The 21,500-nt window shown below is 57.3% G+C and carries 18 protein-coding genes; 15 read left to right on the top strand and 3 right to left on the bottom strand.

All coding sequences use genetic code 11. The annotated features are described in order from the left end of the window. Nucleotides 1-56: 56 nt before the first annotated feature. A complete protein-coding gene (locus GOV79_RS06655) occupies nt 57-845 on the top strand; it encodes an IclR family transcriptional regulator (protein WP_170789129.1) in 789 nt (262 codons plus the stop codon). A gap of 144 nt (nt 846-989) precedes the next feature. Beyond that, entirely contained in the window at nt 990-2,708 is a 1,719-nt protein-coding gene (locus GOV79_RS06660) for a M28 family metallopeptidase (protein ID WP_170789131.1), read from the top strand. A gap of 69 nt (nt 2,709-2,777) precedes the next feature. On the opposite strand, the gene GOV79_RS06665 is transcribed toward GOV79_RS06660, so the two are convergent. Then, the gene (locus tag GOV79_RS06665; protein ID WP_170789133.1) at nt 2,778-3,656 is read right to left on the bottom strand and encodes a LysR substrate-binding domain-containing protein; all 879 of its coding nucleotides are present in this window, start codon (nt 3,654-3,656) and stop codon (nt 2,778-2,780) included. Nucleotides 3,657-3,774: 118 nt separating this feature from the next. Here GOV79_RS06665 and GOV79_RS06670 point away from each other — a divergent pair, with 118 nt between their 5' ends. Genes GOV79_RS06670 through phnY form a run of 3 tightly spaced genes read left to right on the top strand, consistent with a single transcriptional unit; the run spans nt 3,775 to nt 7,685 of the window. Next, nucleotides 3,775-4,962, top strand: coding sequence for a 2-aminoethylphosphonate--pyruvate transaminase (locus tag GOV79_RS06670; protein ID WP_214648113.1), 1,188 nt, complete (start codon nt 3,775-3,777; stop codon nt 4,960-4,962). Between the two features lie 17 nt (nt 4,963-4,979). Beyond that, nucleotides 4,980-6,224: a phosphonoacetate hydrolase gene (gene phnA, locus GOV79_RS06675; RefSeq protein ID WP_170789135.1), complete on the top strand. Its 1,245-nt coding sequence runs from the start codon at nt 4,980-4,982 to the stop codon at nt 6,222-6,224. An 18-nt stretch (nt 6,225-6,242) separates the two neighbouring features. Further along, on the top strand, nt 6,243-7,685 hold the full coding sequence (gene phnY / locus GOV79_RS06680; RefSeq protein WP_237217960.1) for a phosphonoacetaldehyde dehydrogenase: 1,443 nt from the start codon (nt 6,243-6,245) through the stop codon (nt 7,683-7,685). A gap of 146 nt (nt 7,686-7,831) precedes the next feature. Here phnY and GOV79_RS06685 read toward each other — a convergent pair whose 3' ends face one another. Next, a complete protein-coding gene (locus GOV79_RS06685; RefSeq protein ID WP_170783546.1) occupies nt 7,832-8,473 on the bottom strand; it encodes a TetR/AcrR family transcriptional regulator in 642 nt (213 codons plus the stop codon). A 277-nt stretch (nt 8,474-8,750) separates the two neighbouring features. Between GOV79_RS06685 and GOV79_RS06690 the strand changes: the two genes are divergently transcribed. From GOV79_RS06690 to GOV79_RS06725, 8 genes are all read left to right on the top strand, one after another. Further along, nucleotides 8,751-9,857: a sugar ABC transporter substrate-binding protein gene (locus tag GOV79_RS06690; protein WP_170783544.1), complete on the top strand. Its 1,107-nt coding sequence runs from the start codon at nt 8,751-8,753 to the stop codon at nt 9,855-9,857. A gap of 89 nt (nt 9,858-9,946) precedes the next feature. Further along, the gene (locus GOV79_RS06695; protein ID WP_170772218.1) at nt 9,947-10,912 is read left to right on the top strand and encodes an ABC transporter permease; all 966 of its coding nucleotides are present in this window, start codon (nt 9,947-9,949) and stop codon (nt 10,910-10,912) included. Between the two features lie 10 nt (nt 10,913-10,922). Continuing rightward, a complete protein-coding gene (locus tag GOV79_RS06700) occupies nt 10,923-12,431 on the top strand; it encodes a sugar ABC transporter ATP-binding protein (RefSeq protein WP_170789138.1) in 1,509 nt (502 codons plus the stop codon). A 10-nt stretch (nt 12,432-12,441) separates the two neighbouring features. Next, nucleotides 12,442-13,383 (top strand): ABC transporter permease, encoded by a 942-nt coding sequence (locus GOV79_RS06705; RefSeq protein ID WP_170789139.1) that lies wholly within the window; start codon nt 12,442-12,444, stop codon nt 13,381-13,383. After that, nucleotides 13,380-14,417 carry a zinc-dependent alcohol dehydrogenase gene (locus GOV79_RS06710; RefSeq protein ID WP_214648114.1) on the top strand — a complete coding sequence of 346 codons (1,038 nt, stop codon included), beginning with the start codon at nt 13,380-13,382 and terminating at the stop codon, nt 14,415-14,417. Before GOV79_RS06705 ends, GOV79_RS06710 begins: the two co-directional genes overlap by 4 nt. 20 nt (nt 14,418-14,437) lie before the next feature. Beyond that, the gene (locus GOV79_RS06715) at nt 14,438-14,995 is read left to right on the top strand and encodes a hypothetical protein (RefSeq protein ID WP_170789141.1); all 558 of its coding nucleotides are present in this window, start codon (nt 14,438-14,440) and stop codon (nt 14,993-14,995) included. A 23-nt stretch (nt 14,996-15,018) separates the two neighbouring features. Then, a complete protein-coding gene (locus GOV79_RS06720) occupies nt 15,019-16,524 on the top strand; it encodes an aldehyde dehydrogenase family protein (RefSeq protein ID WP_237217961.1) in 1,506 nt (501 codons plus the stop codon). Then, on the top strand, nt 16,524-18,122 hold the full coding sequence (locus GOV79_RS06725) for a GMC family oxidoreductase (RefSeq protein WP_170789142.1): 1,599 nt from the start codon (nt 16,524-16,526) through the stop codon (nt 18,120-18,122). Before GOV79_RS06720 ends, GOV79_RS06725 begins: the two co-directional genes overlap by 1 nt. Before the next feature lie 55 nt (nt 18,123-18,177). Here the strand turns inward: GOV79_RS06725 and GOV79_RS06730 are convergent, their stop codons facing one another. Then, on the bottom strand, nt 18,178-18,996 hold the full coding sequence (locus GOV79_RS06730; RefSeq protein ID WP_170789143.1) for an aldo/keto reductase: 819 nt from the start codon (nt 18,994-18,996) through the stop codon (nt 18,178-18,180). A 146-nt stretch (nt 18,997-19,142) separates the two neighbouring features. Here GOV79_RS06730 and GOV79_RS06735 point away from each other — a divergent pair, with 146 nt between their 5' ends. Together GOV79_RS06735 and GOV79_RS06740 are read left to right on the top strand one after the other, a co-directional pair. Then, nucleotides 19,143-20,723 carry an acyl CoA:acetate/3-ketoacid CoA transferase gene (locus GOV79_RS06735; protein ID WP_170783536.1) on the top strand — a complete coding sequence of 527 codons (1,581 nt, stop codon included), beginning with the start codon at nt 19,143-19,145 and terminating at the stop codon, nt 20,721-20,723. After that, nucleotides 20,723-21,490, top strand: a complete 768-nt coding sequence (locus tag GOV79_RS06740; RefSeq protein ID WP_170789145.1) for an enoyl-CoA hydratase/isomerase family protein — start codon at nt 20,723-20,725, stop codon at nt 21,488-21,490. The genes GOV79_RS06735 and GOV79_RS06740 overlap by 1 nt, the downstream gene beginning before the upstream one ends. The last annotated feature ends 10 nt before the right edge of the window (nt 21,491-21,500 follow it).

Below are 21,500 nucleotides of genomic sequence, written 5' to 3' on the forward strand. Positions count from 1 at the left end.
AACGTTCATTCAGTAAAACACAGATTCGTTTAAAAGCAAGAGTGTCAGGGCTGCGCGTGTCACAAGATTCTTCCGACGCTGGAAAAGACCGAAAGTCGTATCGCATCGACGCGGTAGCCCGTGCCTTGCGCGTGATGGAGGCTTTGGCCGAAACCCCCGGCATCGGCGCGACGGCTCTGTCTGAACAGTTGGGGCTGACCAAGTCGATCGTCTTTCGCTTGCTGCAAACACTGGAAGAAGACGGCTATGTCCAGCGCGACCAGGAACGTGCAATCTATTCGCTGGGATACCGTATCGCGCTGCTTGGCGAACGGGTCGGGCGCGAGGGCGCCTTGCTGCAAGTGGCGCGCCCTGTGATGGACGCGCTACGGGATGATACGGGTGAGAATGTCAATCTAGTGATACGGGAAGCCACCGCGTCTGTGGCGATCGCAACGCGTGAGGGATTGTACAGTATAAGGCTTTTTGCGCAGCCGGGGCGGCGCGGGCCTTTGCATGCGGGCGGAGCATCGATGCTGCTGCTGGCCTATGCAGAACCTAGTATCCGCGACAGTGTTCTCTCCTCTGAGTTGGAGCAATTCAGCCCGCACACCATCACCGATCCCGACCGTCTGCGCGAGGTTTTGCTGCTGATCCGGACCAACGGATACAATGTCGCGATCAACGATCTGGATGACGGGGCCTTTTCTATCGCCGCGCCGATTCAAAACAGCGCGGGCGAAATCATCGCGGGTATCTCAGTCGCCGGGGCCTCGGTCCGATTGGATGAAGTGCGTCGGGCGAGTTACATCAAAAAAGCTATTGCTGCTGCCAATGAGATCTCAGAAAAGCTGACATTGGGCTGAGAAAAACCTTCGCTTTTGCGTCGAGTGCTTTCCATTTTTTGCAATTTCCGAGCTAGAGCAGCGGGCCTTGCGCGGAATCACTTTGTCTGCATATGTTTTATTAGATGCTACCTCGTTTCACTCACTAAAACACAGGAGAAGCCTATGACCCCTCAGGAAACCGCCTTGCTGGACCAGGTTACGATTGATGAGCCTTGGGCGCTTGTAGAAAGCTTCTCGACCTTCAAGCGCGAGCATCCCGATGACGTCAATCGCGGCATGGATGAGGTGGTGGAACGTCTGACCAAACACGGCGTAGAAGTGAAGGTACATGAACCCGAGTTGTTCCTGAGTCTACCCGGTCAGGCCCGCATCGAAGCGGGCGGCGTGATTCACCGGGCCAAACCGCCTGCGTTCAGCGCTAATGCGCCTAACGGGTTCAGCGGACCTCTGGTCTATATCCGTGGCACGACCAATATGGATGAAGAGGACGCCTTTGAAAGCCAGCTTGAAGCGGGGCCCGAAATGGAAGCCCGCGTTCGAGGCAAGATCGTTCTGACCGAAGGGTTTGCCAGCCCGGCGATCATCTCGCTGATGGAAGGGTGCGGCGCAGTTGGGGTGATTGCGATCAATCCCGGCGTCGATATCCATTGGGGCATCTGCACGACGATCTGGGGCATCCCAAGCGTCAGTGACCTGCACCGTAAGCCAAACATTCCGGCGGCGGCGGTAAATATGGAAAGTGGAAAGGCCTTGATCGAGCTGGCGAAATCCGGGGGTGAGGCCACGATCTTTACCGAGATGGAGGAAGGCTGGTTCCGCTCGAAACTGCCCGAAATCACCATTCCTGGCACTGAAGAGCCTGAGAAATATGTACTGCTGCACGGTCATCTGGACAGTTGGGATGTGGGCGTCGGCGACAATGCCACCGGCGACGCCACGATGCTGGAGGTCGCACGCGTGCTGTGGGCCAATCGGGACAAGTTGCGGCGCACGGTCAAGATCTGCTGGTGGCCCGGGCATTCGACCGGGCGGTACGCCGGATCGACCTGGTATTCGGACACGTTCGCGCTGGATCTGGATGAAAACTGCGTGGCGCAGGTGAATTGTGACAGCCCAGGCTGCCGGTGGGCGACCGAGTTCATCCATGTCTCGGTCATGTCCGAAGCGCATGATTTTCTGGCGGGGGTCATTCAGGATGTGGCCGGAAAAACGCTGCAATCCGAACGGCCGCATCGGGCTGGGGACTATTCCTTCAACGATATCGGGATTTCAAGCTATCTCATGCTGTCCTCGGCCATGACCGACGCGCATCGGGAAGAGCTGGGGTACTACGCCGTCGGTGGGTGCGGTATGAACATCGCCTGGCATACCGAAAATGATACGCTTGAGATTGCTAACAAGGATATCCTGTTGCGCGACATCAAGGTCTATCTGCTGGCCGTCTTCCGCAACGCAAATGCGGGTCTTCTTCCGATGGACTGGCGTGCGACAGCGCGGGAGTTTCAGGCGACGATCGCGGATTATCAGCAGCAGGCCGGGGACGGGTTCGACCTGTCAGATGCCGCCTCTGCCGCAGACGATTTGCTGGCGGAATTGGAAACCTTCTACGACCGCGCCGCCAAGGGAGATATCCCTCAGGCGAAGGCTAACGCGGCTATTCAGGACCTTGCCCGCATATTGGTTCCGCTGAATTTCAACCGCTCGGACCGGTTCCGGCATGATCCGGCCCTGACCATTCCACCCCTTCCCGGATTGGAAGAAGCAACAAAGATAGCGTCCCGATCCAAAGACCTTTGGGGGTTTTCGCGAACAGAACTGGTACGGGGTCAGAACCACGTAATCGCAGGGCTGAGACGCGCGCGCGCGCGCTGCGTCATCTAGCCCCGGGGGTTGCAGGCGCAGAAATTGAGACCAACTCCTGAGGTCGGGTAGCAAAACCCGGCCATTCATTCACACAGAAGTTTCATTTCTGATGCGTGCAACAAACTCCATGAAGGCGCGGATCACACGGACATCTGCCCGCTGCGTCAGATGAATCATGCTTTCTCCCATTTGCAGATCAACTCCTTCTAGCGGGATCTGCCGGATGCGATCATCCCGGCCAAATTCGGCCTGGGAAACGAACCCGATACCTGCCCCCGAGGCGACCAATTCGCGCACGGCTTCGCGCCCTTCAGCGACAATGGCGGGCTTCAATGTGAATCCGGCGCGCCGGGCTTCATCCTCCAGTTTCTGACGGGTTTTGGACCCTTTTTCGCGAAAGACCAAAGGATGGTTCTGCAATTCGGACATCGACAGAGACAGCAGATCATCCGAGACACGTTCGCGTGCGGCAAATCCGACGATCCGCGCTGAACCAAGGTCCAGCAAGGTCATGTCTTTTCCGGGGGAGGGGCTGCCAACAATGCCGATTTCCGCATTATAGGCTCGCAATTCGTCTAAAACGTCGTTCGTATTCCCACTGCGGACGGTGATCGTGATGTTGGGGTACGCGGCCCGAAACTGCCCCAGATAGTCAGTCAGGTGATGCGCGGAGTCGGCGATTATGCGCAACTCTCCATCAATAGCTGCGCGAGATTCCGACAGGAAATCTTCGATCTGCGCCTCGGTCTCAAAATATTGCTTTGTGAACCGGAACAGACGCTCTCCGGCGGTGGTCAAGACCACCTGCTTGCGTTCACGCTGAAACAAAAGCAGGTCGTGGTCCTGTTCCAACCGTCGGACCTGTTCCGAGACAGCAGGCTGAGTTAGAAACAGCGCTTCTGCCGCGCGAGAAAACCCGCCGTGCAAGGCCACATGATGAAAGGCACGAAGTTGACTGTAACGCATGAGGAACTACTGAAGCTCGATATATAGGCCAGATTTATTGATAGATTGATAATAGCAATTTTACATATGGTAAACCTCGTTGCAAATCAGTCGTGAAAACCTGGTGCAGGATCTTGATATGACCGGACACGACACAGCGATCCCGAAGCCGCAAATGGGCGAACCCTATCTTCTGACACCCGGCCCGTTGACCACTTCTTACGCGGTGAAACAGGCGATGTTGCGGGATTGGGGAAGCTGGGATGAAGACTTCCGAGCCATGACGCGTGAAATGCGTCGTCGGTTGCTGGCGCTGCTGGGCGAAGGTGCGGATGCGTTTGACTGCGTTCCCATGCAAGGCAGCGGCACATTCGCGGTCGAGGCGATGCTGGCCTCGTTCATTCCGAAAGAAGGCAAAGCGCTGGTGCTGGCGAATGGGGCTTATGGGCTGCGTTCGGCGCAGACGCTCGCCTATCTGGGGCGCGAACATGTGGTGCTGGACAAGGGCGACTACCTGCCGCCGCGTGGCGCGGAAGTGGCCGAGATTCTGGCGCATGACCCTTCGATAACCCACGTGATTGCCATCCACTGCGAAACAAGTTCCGGCATTTTGAATCCGGTCGAAGAAATCTCCGAAGCTGTCTACGCGGCGGGGCGCAAGTTGTTGATCGACTCGATGTCTGCCTTTGGCGCAATTGAGCTGAAGCCCTCGGACATCAGGTATGAAGCTGTCGTGTCATCGGCCAATAAATGCATCGAAGGCGTGCCGGGTTTTGGCTTTGTCATCGCCCGAAAGGAGGAGCTTGAGGCGGCGAAAGGCAACAGCCACTCACTATCGCTGGATGTGCATGCGCAATGGGCGCATATGGAAAAGACCGGCCAGTGGCGATTTACCCCGCCCACCCATGTGGTTGCTGCTTTTTTGGAAGCGCTGAAAGCCCATGAAGCCGAAGGTGGTGTTGCCGCGCGCGGCGCTCGCTATAGCCGCAACCGCGATGCGATGGTTGAGGGTATGCGCGCATTGGGGTTTGAGACGCTGTTGCAGAACCGTTGGTTGAGCCCGATCATCGTGACTTTCTTTTGCCCTGCGGACGAGAAGTTCGTTTTTGACCGCTTCTATGAGTTGATGAAGGGCAAGGGCTTTATCATCTATCCTGGCAAGCTGACTGTAGTGGACAGTTTCCGCGTCGGCTGCATCGGACAGATGGATGAACATGTGATGCGGCAGGTTGTGGCTGCCGCCAAAGACAGTCTGACCCAAATGGGGGTCGCCAGCGCGACACCTCCGGCGCAGGCTCTGAAAGAACGCGCCAAACTGGCCGCATAAGAGACAAGGACACGCCTATGACCATTCAAACTCCCGTGACCGCGAATGAGCGCGTCTACCCGTCCCCCAAAGTCCCCGCCATCGCCATCTGCCTGGACGGGTGCGAGCCGGAATATCTGGAAGTGGCCATTGCCAAGGGCCTGATGCCGACACTTAAACGTATTTGCGAGACTGGCACCGACCGACTGGCCCATTCGGTGATCCCCAGCTTTACCAACCCCAACAACCTGTCCATTGCCACCGGTCGTCCGCCGATTGTCCATGGTATCTGCGGCAACTACCTGATCGACCCTGACAGCGGCGAAGAGGTGATGATGAACGACGTGCGCTTTCTGCGCGCGCCGACCATCTTTTCGCAATTCTATGATGCGGGCTATCGTGTTGCCATGGTCACCGCCAAGGATAAGCTGCGCGCGCTGCTGGGCGCGGGCCTGAAATTCGACGAAGACCGCGCGGTGGCTTTTTCTTCAGAACGTTCGGGCGAGACTACCAAGGCCGAGCATGGCATCGACAATGCCAGTGCTTGGCTGGGCATGCCGGTGCCCGAGGTATACTCGGCGGATCTGTCCGAATTCGTCTTTGCCGCAGGCGTCAAGCTGCTGAAAGAGTTCAAGCCCGACATCATGTATCTGTCGACCACGGACTACATCCAGCACAAGTTCGCCCCCGAACAGCAGGGCGCACTGGATTTCTTCGCCATGTTCGACAAATACCTAGCGCAGCTGGATGAGATGGGCGCGGCCATTGTCGTCACCGCGGACCACGGCATGAAGCCCAAGCACAACGCTGCGGGTGAGCCCAATGTGATCTACGCGCAGGATCTGATGGATGAATGGCTGGGCGAAGGTCAGGCCCGCGTGATCCTGCCGATTACTGACCCCTATGTGGTCCATCACGGCGCGCTTGGCGCCTTTGCTACCGCTTATCTGCCCGAGGGCGCGGATCGCGCGGAGATCATGGCCAAGCTGGACGCAAGGGACGAGTTGATCCTGGTGGTGGATAAGGAAGAGGCAATCAAACGCTTTGAGCTGCCCGCCGACCGGATTGGTGACATCGTGATGATCTCGGGCGAGAACATGACCATCGGCACCTCGGCCGACCGTCACGATCTGGCCGCGCTGAAAGAGCCGCTGCGCAGCCATGGCGGCTTGACCGAGCAAGAGGTACCCTTCATCGTCAACCGGGTCGTTGATCTGGGCAACGCGCCCGATCTGCGCAACTTTGATGCGTTTTTCTACGCCACTACAGCGGCGGCACAATAAGTTATGAAAGATCAGCCCATGACCGAGATCAGAAATGAAGGGATGCGTATCGGCGGCGAGATAGTCTTTACCGACGAGACGGTGCCAGTTCTGTACCCTTACACCAACGAGGTGGTTGGGCACGTCCCCGCAGGTAAGGCCGAACATGCCCGCAAGGCGTTCGAGATCGCTGCTGCCTTTAAACCGAAACTCACCCGCTATGAGCGGAGCCAAATCCTGCAGCGTGCCGGAGAGCTGATCGGTGAGCGCCGCGAATACCTGGCCAAGTGGTTGGTGCTGGAGCTTGGCATCTGCCACCAGCACGCGATTTATGAGACCAAGCGCGCGCAGGACGTTTATCAATTCGCCGCCGCCGAGGCACTGAAGAATGACGGTGAAATTTTTTCCTGCGACCTGACCCACAACGGCAAGGACCGCAAGATCTTTACAACGCGCGAGCCCGTGAATGCGATTAGCGCGATCACGCCCTTCAATCACCCGCTGAACATGGTCAGCCACAAGATTGCGCCCTCAATCGCCACCAACAATTGCATGGTGTGCAAGCCGACCGAATTGACGCCTCTAACGTGCCTGACGCTGGCTGATATCCTCTATGACGCCGGTCTGCCGCCCGAAATGTTCCAGGTGGTCACTGGCTGGCCGCAGGATATTGGTGATGAGATGATCACCAATGACCACATCGACATCATAACCTTCACGGGCGGCGTACCGGTGGGCAAGTTGATTGCGTCCAAAGCAGTATACAAACGACAGGCGCTGGAACTGGGAGGCAATGACCCGCTGATCGTTCTGAATGACCTCTCGGACGCCGATCTGGATAAGGCAGCAACTATCGCCGTGGCCGGAGCAACTGGGAATTCAGGCCAGCGCTGCACCGCGATTAAGCGCATTCTGGTGCAGGATAGCGTGGCGGATAAGTTCGTGCCGCTGGTGCTGGAGAAGGCAAAGAAGATCAAGTTTGGCGACCCGCAGGACCTGGATACCGAACTTGGTTGTGTCATCCATGACAAGGCTGCTGAACTGTTCGAGAATCGCGTCTATCAGGCCGAGAACGAGGGCGCAGAAATCCTCTATCACCCTGGTCGCCAAGGCGCGCTGCTGCCGCCCATCGTGGTAGACAAGGTGCCCCATAACAGCGAGCTGGTGATGGAGGAAACCTTCGGCCCGATCATTCCCATCGTCCGTGTGCCAGACAGCGACGAAGAGGTCATGGCCATTTCGAACTCGACCGATTTTGGCCTCAGCTCGGGCGTTTGCACCAACGACCTCAATCGCGCCATCGCTTTTATTAACGGGTTGAACGTCGGCACCTGCAACATCTGGGAACAACCCGGATACCGCATCGAAATGTCACCCTTCGGTGGTATTAAGGACAGCGGCAACGGGGTCAAAGAAGGCGTTATCGAAGCGATGAAATTCTTCACCAACGTCAAAACCTATTCCTTGCCCTGGCCGGGGTAAATTGAAAGGCGTTCTTGTCTGCCGACGACAGAACCTTGGCGCCCGACTCTGGCCGATCGGGCGTCAGCTACGTTTGGCCGTGCTCAGCCGTGCGGATGTACCGCAATTTGAATTCCTGTTCGGCCTGATCATCGACATCGACTGTCTCAGGGTGCCTGAACGATCCTGAGAATGCTTTCGACGTTGAAATTCAGACGTTCTTCCAAAGCTTGCTCGTCCATCATGTTGCGCTGAAACAGAAATGATCCCGTAAAGCGGTTGGTCAGATAGTAATAGCCAATAGCCGCAATCGTAATGTTGAGCTGGGTTGCATCAATGCCCGCGCGAAACTCGCCGGTTTCCTGGCCGCGCTTCAGGATCGACTCGACCATATCGACAAGTCCTCGGGTCGAATCCTGCAAGCTGGTCAGCGATTTGATATGTCGGGCGCGATGCAGGTTTTCACTGTTGACCAAAGTAATGAACTCGGGATTTTTGAGGTAGTATTTCCACGTAAATCGCACCAGGGATTCCAGTGCGTCTGACGGCGACAAGCTTTCGAGGTTCAGCTTGCGCTCGGCGCTGCGGATATCAAGATAGGCCTCTTCCAGAACGGTTCGGAACAAGTCCTCTTTGCTGCCGAAATAGTGGTACAGCATCCGCTTGTTAGCATCTGCGCGCTCGGCGATTTCGTCAACGCGCGCGCCACCCAATCCGTGTTTGGCGAATTCTTTTTTGGCCGCATTTAGTATTCGGGCCTTGGTCGCCTGGGCATCCCGCTTTCTACCCTTCTTTTCTGGTTCGCCCACGTCCTTGGTCCTCAATACTTTTTGTTACTGGCTTCTCTGCAACTTCAATATTTCAAATCCTGTTCCAGCGAAACCATCCAGCCGCGCAATATTGCAGTCGACCGCAGCCCAATTTGCGATCTGGGTTTCCTTTTCTTAACGCTTGACACATGCTCTCGTAAAGAAGTAACTAGTTAGTGCATAAAATTCGCACCTGAGAGGGTGTGTAGCTTGCGCCGAGGGGGAGCGGCACGTGCGTGTCTTTGCTTCTGACTGCGGATCCAAACGGGAGGACGTAATGTCATTTATCAAAAAATACATCGAACAAGAGACGATCACGCGTCGTAATCTGTTGCTTGCATCGGCCTATGGCGTTGGTGGTGCTGCGATTTCCAGCATGTTGGGGGGCATGGCGCGTGCGGCTATTACCGACCCGACAGTTGCATGGTCCTATCGCAACCGCACCAACCCATACTGGAACGAGATCGTTTCGGGCGGCGAGGCGTTTGTCGAAAGCCTCGGCAAGCCCAAGGACTTCCTGACTCACCTGATCAACGAGGGCTCTTCTGAGAAATCCTTGGCGGACGTCAAGGCGTTGCTGTCCAAAACCAATGGTGAATTGGCATTGGCCATCGACACCAATGATGCGCCCAATGCGCGTCCGGTGGTGGAAAGCTGTGTCGAGGCAGGTGCTTATGTATCCACGCTGTGGAACAAGACCGACGACCTGCACCCCTGGGACTTCGGCGATAACTATGTCAGCCACATGAGCTGGTCCGATGAAGGCCCGGCCGAACAGACGGCGCGAATTCTTCTGGATGCAATGGGCGGTTCCGGTGGGGTTGTTCATCTGGGCGGTATCGCGTCAAACAACCCTGCGATCGAGCGTCTGGCTGGACTGAACAACGCGCTGAAAGACTACCCCAACGCAGAATTGCTGGCAGCCGAGCCTGCCGACTGGGATACTCAGAAAGCCAATCAGGTCATGAGCGCTTTCCTGACCCGCTATGGCGACGACATCAAAGGTGTGCACTGCGCCAACGACACCATTGCTTATGGCGTGCTGGAAGCGCTGCGTGCGGAAGGTATCGAGGATATGCCCATCGTATCTTATGACGGTAACCCGCAGGCGGTTGAACTGGTCGGCGAAGGCAAGATTCTGGCCACTGTCTTTACCAACCCGCATTGGGGTGGCGGCATCACGGCAGCGCTGGCCTATTATGCCGCAACCGGTCACTTCAAGCCGTCCGAAGAGCCCAACGAGCACCGCGAATTCTACGGCCCGACCATCATGGTCCGCCCTGAAGACGCACAGGCGTTCAAGGCTGAATATCTGGACAGCGTCCCGACTTATGACTGGAAGGATTTCTGGTCCACGTCGAACGGCCAGATTCAGTATAAATAAAGTGATGGCGGGCCGGACGTGATCCGGCCCGCTCACACGGGTCTGCGGCGACAGCGACCCCCACCAATTCACTCAGTGGGAGAAAGCACGTGAGCAATGTGCTGACACGGGATGTTCTGATCAAATGGGCGCCCCTGATTGTCCTTTTGGTTCTGGTCCTGTTTTTCACAATGATGGAACCCCGTTTCTTTTCGCTGCGTAATTTCGCGCGGATCGGGATTTCGTCCGCACCGGCGTTGATGGTCGCAATCGGTGTGACCTTCATCATCATCATGGGCTCGATTGACCTGTCGATGGAGGGCACGGTGTCGGTTTGCGCAGTGGTGTTTGCCTTTGCCTTTATCGCCTTGGGCGGCACGCTGGCGTCGTGGGCGTGGCTGGCGATCCCGCTGGCGCTGTTGGTTGGTGGGGCCATTGGATTCGTGAACGGGCTGGTCCATGTCCTGCTGAAAATCCCGTCGTTCATGGCCTCACTTGCAATGGGTTTCGTTGGCACTGGTTTCGCGCTGCTGTTGACGGGCGGTGACCGTATCCGAGTCGAGGATGACCTGTTCCGGTCCCTGCTGACCGAGCGTTGGTTCGGGTTTCCTATCATGTGCTATGTCGCGCTGCTGTTCCTGCTGATCGCTTGGTTCATCCAGTCCCGCACCACGCTGGGTCGGAATTTCTACGCTGTCGGCGGAGGCGAGGAACTGGCCCATGCCTCGGGCCTGAACGTCAATCGCGTGCGGATCATGGGGTTTGCACTAGCCGGTATTTTCTATGCGGTTGGGGCCTTGTTGGCTGTGGGTCGGATCGGGATCGCGGAAACCGCGACCGGGTCGAACTTCATGTTCGTGTCGATTACTTCTGTCGTTGTTGGCGGCACCGCGCTGTGGGGCGGGATCGGGGGTGTGTGGAATACTCTGATCGGGGTCTTGATCGTCAACGTCATCAACAACGGCATGGTTGTGATCGGGTTGCCCGGCTACGTGCAGGACGGAGTTTTGGGCATTCTGGTGATCGCCGCGGTGGTACTGTCGACCGACCGTAAATCCGTAACCTTCGTGAAATAGGGGCCGGCAGATGTACGAACTGATTAATGTCGACAAGAAATTTCCAGGCGTCCATGCGCTGAAATCCGTGGATTTCAAGATCGGACGCGGTGAGATCGTGGGCCTTGTTGGCGAAAACGGCGCGGGCAAGTCCACTCTGATGAAGGTTATCTATGGAGCGTATCAACCCGATGGAGGCGATATCACCATCGACGGCACCAAAGTGCGGTTCCAGAACCCGCGTCAGGCGATGGATCACGGCATCGGCATGGTGTTTCAAGAGCAATCCCTGATCACCAACCTGACCGTGATGGAAAACATCTTTCTGGGGTTCGAGCAGCAATTCGTCAGATATGGCGTGATCAACTGGAAAGCCATGGCCGAGGCCGCGCGCAAGCAACTGGCCAAGGTCAAGCTGGATATCGACCCGGCGACCACGACCTCGAAACTGTCCTTTGCACAGCGTCAGCTGGTCGAATTGGCCAAGGTTCTGACACTGGAAGAGCGGATCGACGGCGATCTGGTCATTTTGCTGGACGAACCGACCAGCGTACTGGCGAAAGAAGAGGTCGAGCTGCTGTTCAGCCTCGTGCGGGAACTCACCAAGCGGGCGTCCTTCATCTTTGTCAGCCACCGCATGGACGAGGTTCTGGACCTGTCAGACCGTATCTATGTGATGAAGGACGGCGAGGTTGTGGACGTTGTCGCCCATGATGACGCCGATGTGGATGCAATCCAGCACAAGATGGTGGGCCGCGACGTCGACAAGGAATATTACCGCGAACAAAAGCAAAAGCCCTATCAGGCCGAGGCGAAACCGTTAGTAGCCTTCAACGATGTCTCTGTGGCCGGAAAATACTCCGATATTTCATTCGACCTGCGCCCAGGAGAGGTTCTGTGCCTTGTCGGTACAGAGGGATCGGGGCGTGAGGCGATCCTGCGCACGATCTTTGGTCTGGAAAGCCCGTCTTCGGGAACCGTCGCCCTCAAGGGGGAAACGGTTACCAAGTTTAACGCGCAGGCCGGGGTTGCCAATGGGGTTGGTTACATCCCTCGCGAACGCAAGGTCGAAGGCATCGTGGCCGGGATGAATGTGTATGAGAACATGACTCTCAGCCAGATGGGCAACTATGCCAATTCCGGCGTGCTTCGCATTGGTGAGGAGAAATCTCTGGCCAAGCAATGGATCGACCGTTTGGCGATAAAAACCCCCGATGTCTACAAGGATTGCGGCGGGCTGTCGGGCGGCAACCAGCAAAAGGTGGTGCTGGCCAAATGGCGCTCGGCGGGATCAGACATCATCCTGCTGGATCACCCGACGCGCGGTTTGGATATCGGCGCCAAGGAAGATGTCTATGACATGGTGCGTGAGATGTCGGATGACGGCGTCGGCATCATCTTGGTGGCAGATACGCTGGAAGAGGCCATCGGCCTCAGCCACAGCATAATCGTTCTCAAAGACGGTGTTGCCCAAAAACGTTTCGATTGCAGCCCAGGGGACAAGCCGTCGCTTTATGACCTTGTCCACCACATGATCTGAGGCCGAACCCATGAGCTTTGAACGCATCAAACCCCATCTGCCCTGGATCACGCTGCTGGCGCTTGTGCTGGTCGTGGGGGCTGCGGATGCTAATTTTCTGCGCCCGGCGAACCTGATTTCGATGATGGCCGACATTGTGCCGTTGTTCATCATGGCGCTTGGGATGACCTTCGCGATCTATATCGGCGGGATCGACCTGTCGGCACAGTCGGTGGCCAATATGACCACGGTTGTGGCGACAATTGCCCTGCCGACTTTTGGTATCGGCGCGGCGTTGATCTGTATTCTGGCCGGCATTGTTCTGGGCGCTGTCTCTGGTTTTGTGACGACTCGGCTATTTGTGCCGTCCTTTATCTCGACCCTGGCAGTGGGCGGCATCGCCTTTTCGGCCGCACAATACATGTCGGGGCAACGGGCCTTGTTCATGAATGCAGAGATGCGGGATTCGACCTTTGGCTGGATGACCGGCTCGGTCGCTGGTTTGCCCGCGGAATTGATCATTGCTGCAGTGCTGGTTCTGGGCGCGTGGTTCCTGCAGTCGCGCACCACCTTTGGGCGCGCGCTCAAGGCTGTCGGGGCAGGGGAACCGGCTGCTGTTGCCTCGGGGCTGAATGTTAACCGCATCAAGATCATGGCCTTTGCCCTGTCCGGTGGACTTGCGGCGATTGCAGGCTTGCTGTTCTCGGTCAAACTCTCCGGAGGCTCTCCCACTCTGGCGAACGGGTTCCTGCTGCCAGCAATCGTCGCGGTTCTGGTCGGTGGCACACCACTGACCGGAGGAGTAGGCGGGGTGATCAACACGCTGATCGGTACACTCATCGTGGCGGTAATTCGATCCTCGATGCTGTATTTCGAGGTGGACGCCACCCAGCAGCAGATGGTGTTTGGCCTGATCCTGATCACGGCTATCGCGCTGACCATCGACCGCACAAAGCTGAGGGTCGTGAAATGACCAGAACCATGAGAGCGGCCGTTTTGGTGAAACCCGGCCAGTTCGAAGTTCAGGATGTGCCCCGTCCTGTCCCAGGTCGCGACGAGGTTTTGATCCGCATCTCTCGGGTCGGGATCTGTGGCACGGACATGCACATATTCAACGGGCACTACGCGGCCGAGAACCTGCCCATGATTCCCGGTCACGAATTCACCGGAACGATTGCAGAGCTTGGCCAGGGTGTCACGGGGCTGACCATCGGCGCGCCTGTGGTGGTCGATATGAATATCGGTTGCGGTACCTGCTATTGGTGTCGCCGCAATGAGGTCCTGAACTGCCCCAATATGCAACAAATGGGCATCACGATGGATGGGGCTTTTGCCGAATATATCTCGGTGCCCGCGCGCTTGGTGATCCCTGCGCCCGGTGATGTAAGCGCCGGGGTTCTTGCCCTGACTGAACCGCTGGCCTGTGTCGTGCGTTGCGCGCGCAAGGCGAACATCAGTTTCGGTCAATCGGTTGTCGTGCTGGGCGCGGGCCCTATCGGCAACTTGCATGTACAACTGCTTCGCACAATAGGAGCGGCACCGATCATCGTGGCCGATCTGTCCGAGGAGCGCGTCAAAATGGCGCTGGAGGCCGGTGCAGACGTGGGTGTCAGCGACCCCACAAAGCTGAAAGACACTGTTCTGCACCATACAGATGGACGCGGTGCGGATGTGGTGATCGAAAGCGTGGGACTGCCTGCGCTTTACCAACAAGCGACGCGCCTGATCCGCAAAGGCGGTCACATCGCGGCTTTCGGTATCACCGGGGCGGGTGAGACCTTACCTGTCGATATTCTTCAAACCATTCTACAAGAGAACTCGATCAAGGGTTCGGTCGCGGGCATGGGGCAGGATATGCACGACGCGTTGACGCTGTTGACCTATGGGCGGATCAAAACCTGTCACTTTACCGGCGCATCTTATCCACTGGATCAGATACAGGCCGCTTTTGACAGTTTTGTCGACCGTCCGCAGGACCTCAAGACGCAGATAGCATTAACAGACTAGCCGCAATGGGAGGAGCGCACATGACTGTAGAAGTTTACACATCCAAACCCGAAGGCATGATCCCAAACAGCCGGTTTCCCCTGCTGATCCATCGCGGCGCAATACCCGGTGGCGGCGTGGATGCGGTCAAGGCCAGATTTCGCAGCAATGGCTGGGGGAACAATTGGGAATATCCAGGTGTCTATAAATACGCCCATTTCCACTCGACTTCGCATGAATGTCTGGGCTGCGCGATTGGCTGGATGGAGTTCAACCTGTCCGTCGAGGGCTGGACCCGGGTCAGGATCGAGGCGGGCGATGTCATCGTCATGCCCGCCGGTGTCAGCCACGAGATGGTGGGTCATTCCGACGATATCATGATGGTCGGCGGCTACGCCGGGGGTCGTGACTGGGACAACATTCAGGAAGCCTTCCTGACGCCCGAGATGTTTCAGGCGGCCGCCAAGCGGATCATGATGCTGCCTATCCCGGACAAGGACCCCGCAACCGGGGATATCCTGCACCAATGGCATGATGCGCCGTCCTCTGTGGATGGCGGGTGGAATGATTTCCGCGACGGGCTGGACGCCTCGGCCTGACGCGCGCTTATTTCGGAGACCAGATGATGGACCAAAACGCACAGATACTGACGCCACCCTCCGAACCTCGTGAGTTCGGGTTCTTCATGGAGGGCCGCTGGGTACCTGCCGGAGACCGCGATCTGTTCGAGCGATCTTCGCCCGGACATGGCGTGCCAGTTACACGTATTCCGCGTTGTACAGAGGACGATCTGAACGTCATTGTCGCTTCGGCCCGCACGGCCTTCGACGACCGCCGGTGGTGTGGGTTGTCCGGGGCCGACCGCGCGGCGGTCTTGCTTAAAGCCGCTGAGTTGATCCGCCAGCGCACCGATGAAATTGCCTATTGGGAGACGCTGGAGAACGGCAAACCCATCAGCCAAGCGCGGGGCGAGGTCAGCGGTTGCGTTGGCATGTTCGAATTTGCAGCAGGTTTGGCGCGGGCTCTGCACGGTGACAGCTTTAACAACAGTGGCGACGGCGCCATGGGGATTGTCACACGCGAGCCCGTTGGCGTGGTTGGCCTGATCACGCCTTGGAACTTCCCTTTCCTGATCCTTTGCGAACGGGTGCCCTATATCCTCGCTTCGGGCTGCACGATCGTTGCCAAACCTTCCGAGGTGACCAGTGCCACGACATTATTGCTGGCCGAGATCCTGTCGGAAGCAGGATTGCCGGATGGTGTGTTCAACGTGGTCACCGGATCAGGCAGCGTGATCGGCCAGAAGCTGGCGGAACACATGGATGTGGATATGCTGTCCTTTACCGGCTCAACCGCTGTTGGTCGCTCGGTCGTTGCAGCGGCGGGGCAGAGCAATTTCAAAAAGCTAGGCTTGGAACTGGGGGGCAAGAACCCTCAGATCGTCTTTGCCGATGCCGACCTAGAGGACGCAGCCGATGGCGTAGCTTTCGGCATCGCATTCAACACGGGCCAGTGCTGTGTATCCGGCGCCCGCTTGCTCGTTGAACGCTCGGTGGCAGAAAAGTTTGCAGGCATGGTCGCGGACAAACTGCGCAAGGTCCGCGTGGGCGATCCGTTGGACGAGCGCACCCAGGCGGGCGCGATCACGACAGACGCGCAGAACCGCACCATCCTGTCCTACATCGCCAAGGGTCAGGAAGAGGGCGCGACCCTGCTGATCGGGGGCGGAACGCCCGAAATCGCGGGTGGGCAATATATCGACCCGGTCATCTTCACCAATGCGACCAACGACATGGCCATCGCGCGGGAAGAGATTTTTGGCCCTGTTCTGGTTGTCATCCCCTTCGACACGATTGACGAAGCGATCTCGATTGCCAACGATACGGAATACGGTCTGGCGGCAAGTGTCTGGACCAAGAATATCGACAAGGCACTGACGATCTCTCGCCGTGTTCAGGCCGGGCGGTTTTGGGTCAACACGACGCTGGCCGGTGGGCCCGAACTGCCGATCGGCGGGTTCAAAGCCTCCGGTTGGGGCCGCGAGGCCGGGATGCACGGCGTCGAGGAATATACGCAGATCAAGTCGATCCATGTCGAGATCGGCAAACGGTCACATTGGGTAGAGTAATGGCAATCGGATTTGACTATATCATCGTTGGTGGCGGATCAGCGGGCTGTGTTTTGGCCAATCGCCTGACCGAAGACGGCGCCGTCAAGGTGCTGCTGCTGGAGGCGGGCGGAAAGGACAATCACCCGTTGATCCACATGCCTGTGGGCTTTGCCAAGATGACGGACGGGCCGCATACCTGGGGTTTTAAAACCGTCCCGCAAGTCAACGCCAACAATCGCGAAATCCCCTATGCTCAGGGCCGGGTGATCGGTGGTGGAAGCTCGATCAATGCCGAGGTGTTCACGCGCGGCAACCCGGTCGATTATGACCGTTGGGCCAATGAGGAAGGGTGCGAGGGCTGGGCCTTCAAGGATATCCAGAAATACTTCATTCGCTCCGAACGCAATGCGATCCTGTCCGGAGACTGGCACGGGACCGAAGGGCTTTTGGGTGTGTCCAACATCCCAGACCCGCAAGAGATGACCCGCGCCTTTGTACGCTCGTGCCAAGAGGCGGGCATCCCTTATAACCCGGATTTCAACGGGGCGGTTCAGGAAGGTGCAGGCGTTTACCAGACGACCACTTGGAATGCGAAACGCTGCTCGGCTGCTGTAGGATATCTGAAACCGGCGATGTCGCGCGGGAACCTGACGGTCAAAACTGGGTGTCAGGTGCATCGGATTGTCATCGAAAATGGCCGGGCGACCGGTGTTGAATTCGATCAGGGCGGACAGGTTGAGACGGCATCGGCGGATCAGGAAGTGCTGATCACTTCGGGCGCTATTGGAACACCCAAGCTGATGATGTTGTCGGGTGTCGGCCCCGCCGCGCATCTGCGCGAGCACGGGATCGAGGTGAAACAAGACTTGCCCGGTGTGGGTGAGAACCTGAACGACCATTTCGGCATCGATATCGTGGCCGAACTGAACGGGCACTATAGTTTGGACAAATACAACAAGCCCCATTGGGCTGCCTGGGCTGGAATTCAGTATTACCTGTTCGGCTCAGGGCCTGTTACTTCGAACGTGGTTGAAGGCGGGGCGTTCTGGTATGGAGACGACACGGCCACGGTGCCTGATCTGCAATTTCATTTCCTTGCGGGGGCCGGTGCCGAGGCCGGGGTTCCCAGTGTGCCCAAAGGCAGTTCGGGCATTACGCTGAATTCGTATACTGTCCGTCCCAAGGCCCGCGGCACCGTACGTCTACGTTCGAACAAGGTCGAGGATATGCCGCTGGTCGATCCCAATTTCCTGGGTCACCCGGATGATCTGAAAATCTCGGTCGAAGGAGTGAAGCACAGCGTCGAGATTTTTCGGCAGAAAAGCCTTCAAAACTACATCCGCAAAATTCACTTCCCCGGTGACAACGTGAAAACACAGGCGGAATACGAAGCCTACGCCCGCCAATATGGCCGTACCTCCTATCACCCAACATGTACTTGCAAAATGGGTGTGGATGAGATGGCGGTGGTCGATCCGCAAATGCGGGTGCGCGGGGTTGATGGGCTGCGAATCTGCGATAGCTCGGCGATGCCCAGCCTGATTGGATCAAACACCAACGCACCGACAATCATGATGGCCGAAAAAGCATCGGACATGATCCGGGGCAATCACTGAACTTGAAAGCGTTCCCCAAACTGGCGGTGCCGTATCCCGGCACCGCTTTTTTTCCTTAGTCCCACTCGGGGGCCCACGGCACTAGATCTTCGGTTACAATCCGGTATCCGGTTTGGGTCATCGCGTCGATCCGGTCCATGTCGATGCTGGACAGCGTGAAATCCATAACGTCGAAATTGGCCTGAATGTTGGCCCGTTTGGTGGACATGGTGTTGATCGACACCCCTTTTTGCAGAATCCAACGCAGCACGACCTGCCCCGCCGTTTTTCCATAGCCTGCGCCAATCTCGGCAAAAAGCGGATGCTTGAACACCTCGCCGCGCGCGACTGAGCAATAAGACGACAGCGGAATACCTGTCTCGGTGGCTGCGGCCAGCAGGACATCTTGATTCAGCAAAGGATGAAACTCGACCTGGTTCGAGACAATCGGCGCATCAATGATTTTTACCGCGTCACGCATCATCTGGGCGGTATAGTTCGATACACCAATATTCTTCGCCAACCCCTTTTCATAAGCTTGCGCCAGCAGTAGCAGCGAAGGTGCGATATCCCCTCCGATCGGCGGCCAGTGCAGCAACAGAACATCGACATAGTCCAGACGCAGTTTCTTGAGGCTTTCCTCGACCGAAGGCAAGAACTCTGCTGCGCCAAAATTGTCGGGGTGCACTTTAGTTGTCACGCAGATCTCTTCGCGGGGCAATCCCAGATCGGCCAGCCCGTCACCGGTTTCTTTTTCATTTCCATACATTTGTGCTGTATCGAAGGAACGATACCCAACCTCAGCCGCGATACCCATTGCGTCGCGAAGCTCTTTCTCGGTCAGTGGAAAAGTGCCAAATGTACGTTGATTGGTATTCTGAAAGTATATGTTCACGATGATCCTCCCAAAGGACAAGTTTACAAGTAACCTAATAGTTACTTGTATTCTGGTCAATTCCTTCGTTTTGGTAATTTCAGTTGCCTTTTGACGCCCGCCAAGGCATAAACTTATAACCAGTTAGTTACTTTCGTGAGGATCGCATGACAAAGCAGATGACAGCGCGCGAAGCAGCCAATCTCGTACCAGATGGGGCGACTGTGGCGGTGAATTCGTCCAGCGGTCTGTGCTGTCCCGATGCGGTTCTGAAGGGTTTGGGCGAACGTTTCGATGAGGAAGATGCGCCGACAAACCTGACCACCATTCATCCCATCGCGGCCGGAGATTTCTTTGGCACCAAAGGGGTCGATCATATTGCCAAACCTGGTCTGCTGACGCGGATCATTGGTGGCTCGTATCCGTCAGGTCCCAGCAATGCTGAACCGCCCTTGATCTGGCAGATGATCACGGGCGAGCAGGTGCGGGCGTATAACGTGCCCTCAGGCATCATCTTCGACATGCTGCGCGAAGCGGCGGCCAAACGGCCCGGTGTTCTGACCAAAGTGGGAATGGACACCTTTGTCGATCCTCAGATCGAAGGCTGCGCCATGAATGCAGCGGCGCGGGCCGAGCCCATTGTCAAACGAATGGAGTTTGAGGGCGAAGATTGGCTGTATTTCAAATCCATGGCCCCCAACGTTGCCATTATCCGCGCGACCACAGCTGACGAAAAAGGCAACCTGAGCTTTGAGCATGAAGGAGCCTATCTAGGCGCGATGGAAATGGCACTGGCGGCTCGCAACAATGGCGGTGTGGTCATCGCGCAGGCAAAGCGGATCGCGGCGGCGGGCAGTATCCGTCCCCATGACGTACATGTGCCGGGTATTCTGGTGGACGCGATTGTCGAAGCGCCCGATCAGTTGCAGACCACTGCCACAGAATACGACCCCGCAATCTCGGGCGAATTGACCCGTCCCATCGAAAGCTTTCGCACGGCCGAGTTCAACATTGGCAAGGTCATTGCCCGCCGCGTCGCGAAAGAACTGAAAGACGGCTGGGCCGTCAATATCGGTTTCGGCATCTCAGCCAACGTTCCGCGCATTCTGGTCGAAGAGGGGCTGCATGGCTCGGTCACATGGATGATTGAGCAGGGTGCAGTGGGCGGTGTGCCGCTGTTGGATTTCAAATTTGGCTGTTCGGCCAATGCCGAGGCGTTCGTGCCGTCACCGCATCAGTTCTGTTACTTCCAGGCGGGTGGCTTTGATGCCTCGCTTCTGTCCTTCCTTGAGGTGGACAAACACGGCTCGGTCAATGTCTCGCGCCTGTCGGCCATCCCGCACCGCACGGCGGGGGCCGGAGGATTCGTTGATATCACGGCGCGGGCGCGCAAGATCGTGTTCTCGGGCAATTTCAATGCGGGCGCAAAAATGACGGTCGAGAATGGGCAGATCACCATCCTGAAAGAGGGGAAAGTGGCCAAGTTTGTGGACGAGGTTGACCAGATTTCCTTCTCGGGCCAGCGCGCGCAGATGCAGGGGCAGGACGTGACCTATGTGACCGAGCGCTGTGTGATCAAACTGACCGATGATGGGCTGATGATCACCGAAATTGCACCGGGCCTAGACTTGCAGCGGGATATTCTGGATCAGGCAGCAACTCCCTTGCTGGTCTCGGAGGATTTGAAAACTATGGATGCCGATCTGTTTGATCCGGCATTGATGGGATTGGAGTTGCAGTCGGCGTGATGGACCATTTCCTGCTCGATATCCAAAACGGCATAGCGCGGCTGACGATCAACCGCCCGGACCGGCTGAACGCGCTGACCGAAGCGATGATGGATGATCTTTTGGCGTTGTGTCGTCAGATCGAAAGGGCAGAGGATGCACATGTTGTCATTCTGACCGGTGAAGGCAGGGCGTTTTGCGCAGGCGGAGACATTGATGCCTGGGCCGATCATACGCCCGATGGATTTGCGCGGCACTGGCTGCGCGACGGGCACCAGGCCTTGGACGCTTTGGCGCGGCTGCGGCAGCCGGTGATCGCTGTGCTGAACGGTCATGCGTTGGGGGGTGGGTTGGAACTGGCTGCTTGCGCCGATCTGCGCATCGCCGAGGCGCATATCCGAATTGGCCAACCCGAACCCGCCTTGGGCATCATTCCGGGCTGGTCCGGTACACAACGCACCGTGCGTCGTTTCGGAGCGCAAACCGTGCGCCGCATGGCACTGTTCGGAACTCAGTTCGACGCGGTCGAGGCCGAGCGTCTGGGGTTGGTGGATCAGGTCGTTGAACAAGGCCAAGGTCTGGCTGCCGCGACCGAACTGGCCGAAACGCTGCGCTATCGTGGGCCTATTGCGACCGAGTTGGTCAAAATGCTGATCAACGCCGCCGAGGGCGAAGAGCGTGAACGCGTTTTCGAAGTTTTGGCTGGCCGCGCTGCCGCTATGCAGCCCGAGCTTCAGACCGGGTTGGCCGCCTTCAAGGCCCGCAAAAAAGCAGATTTCTGGAAGTAACATCCAAAGG

The sequence above is a fragment of the Ruegeria lacuscaerulensis genome, from assembly GCF_013034745.1.
In the GTDB taxonomy this organism is placed as follows: domain Bacteria; phylum Pseudomonadota; class Alphaproteobacteria; order Rhodobacterales; family Rhodobacteraceae; genus Ruegeria; species Ruegeria lacuscaerulensis_B.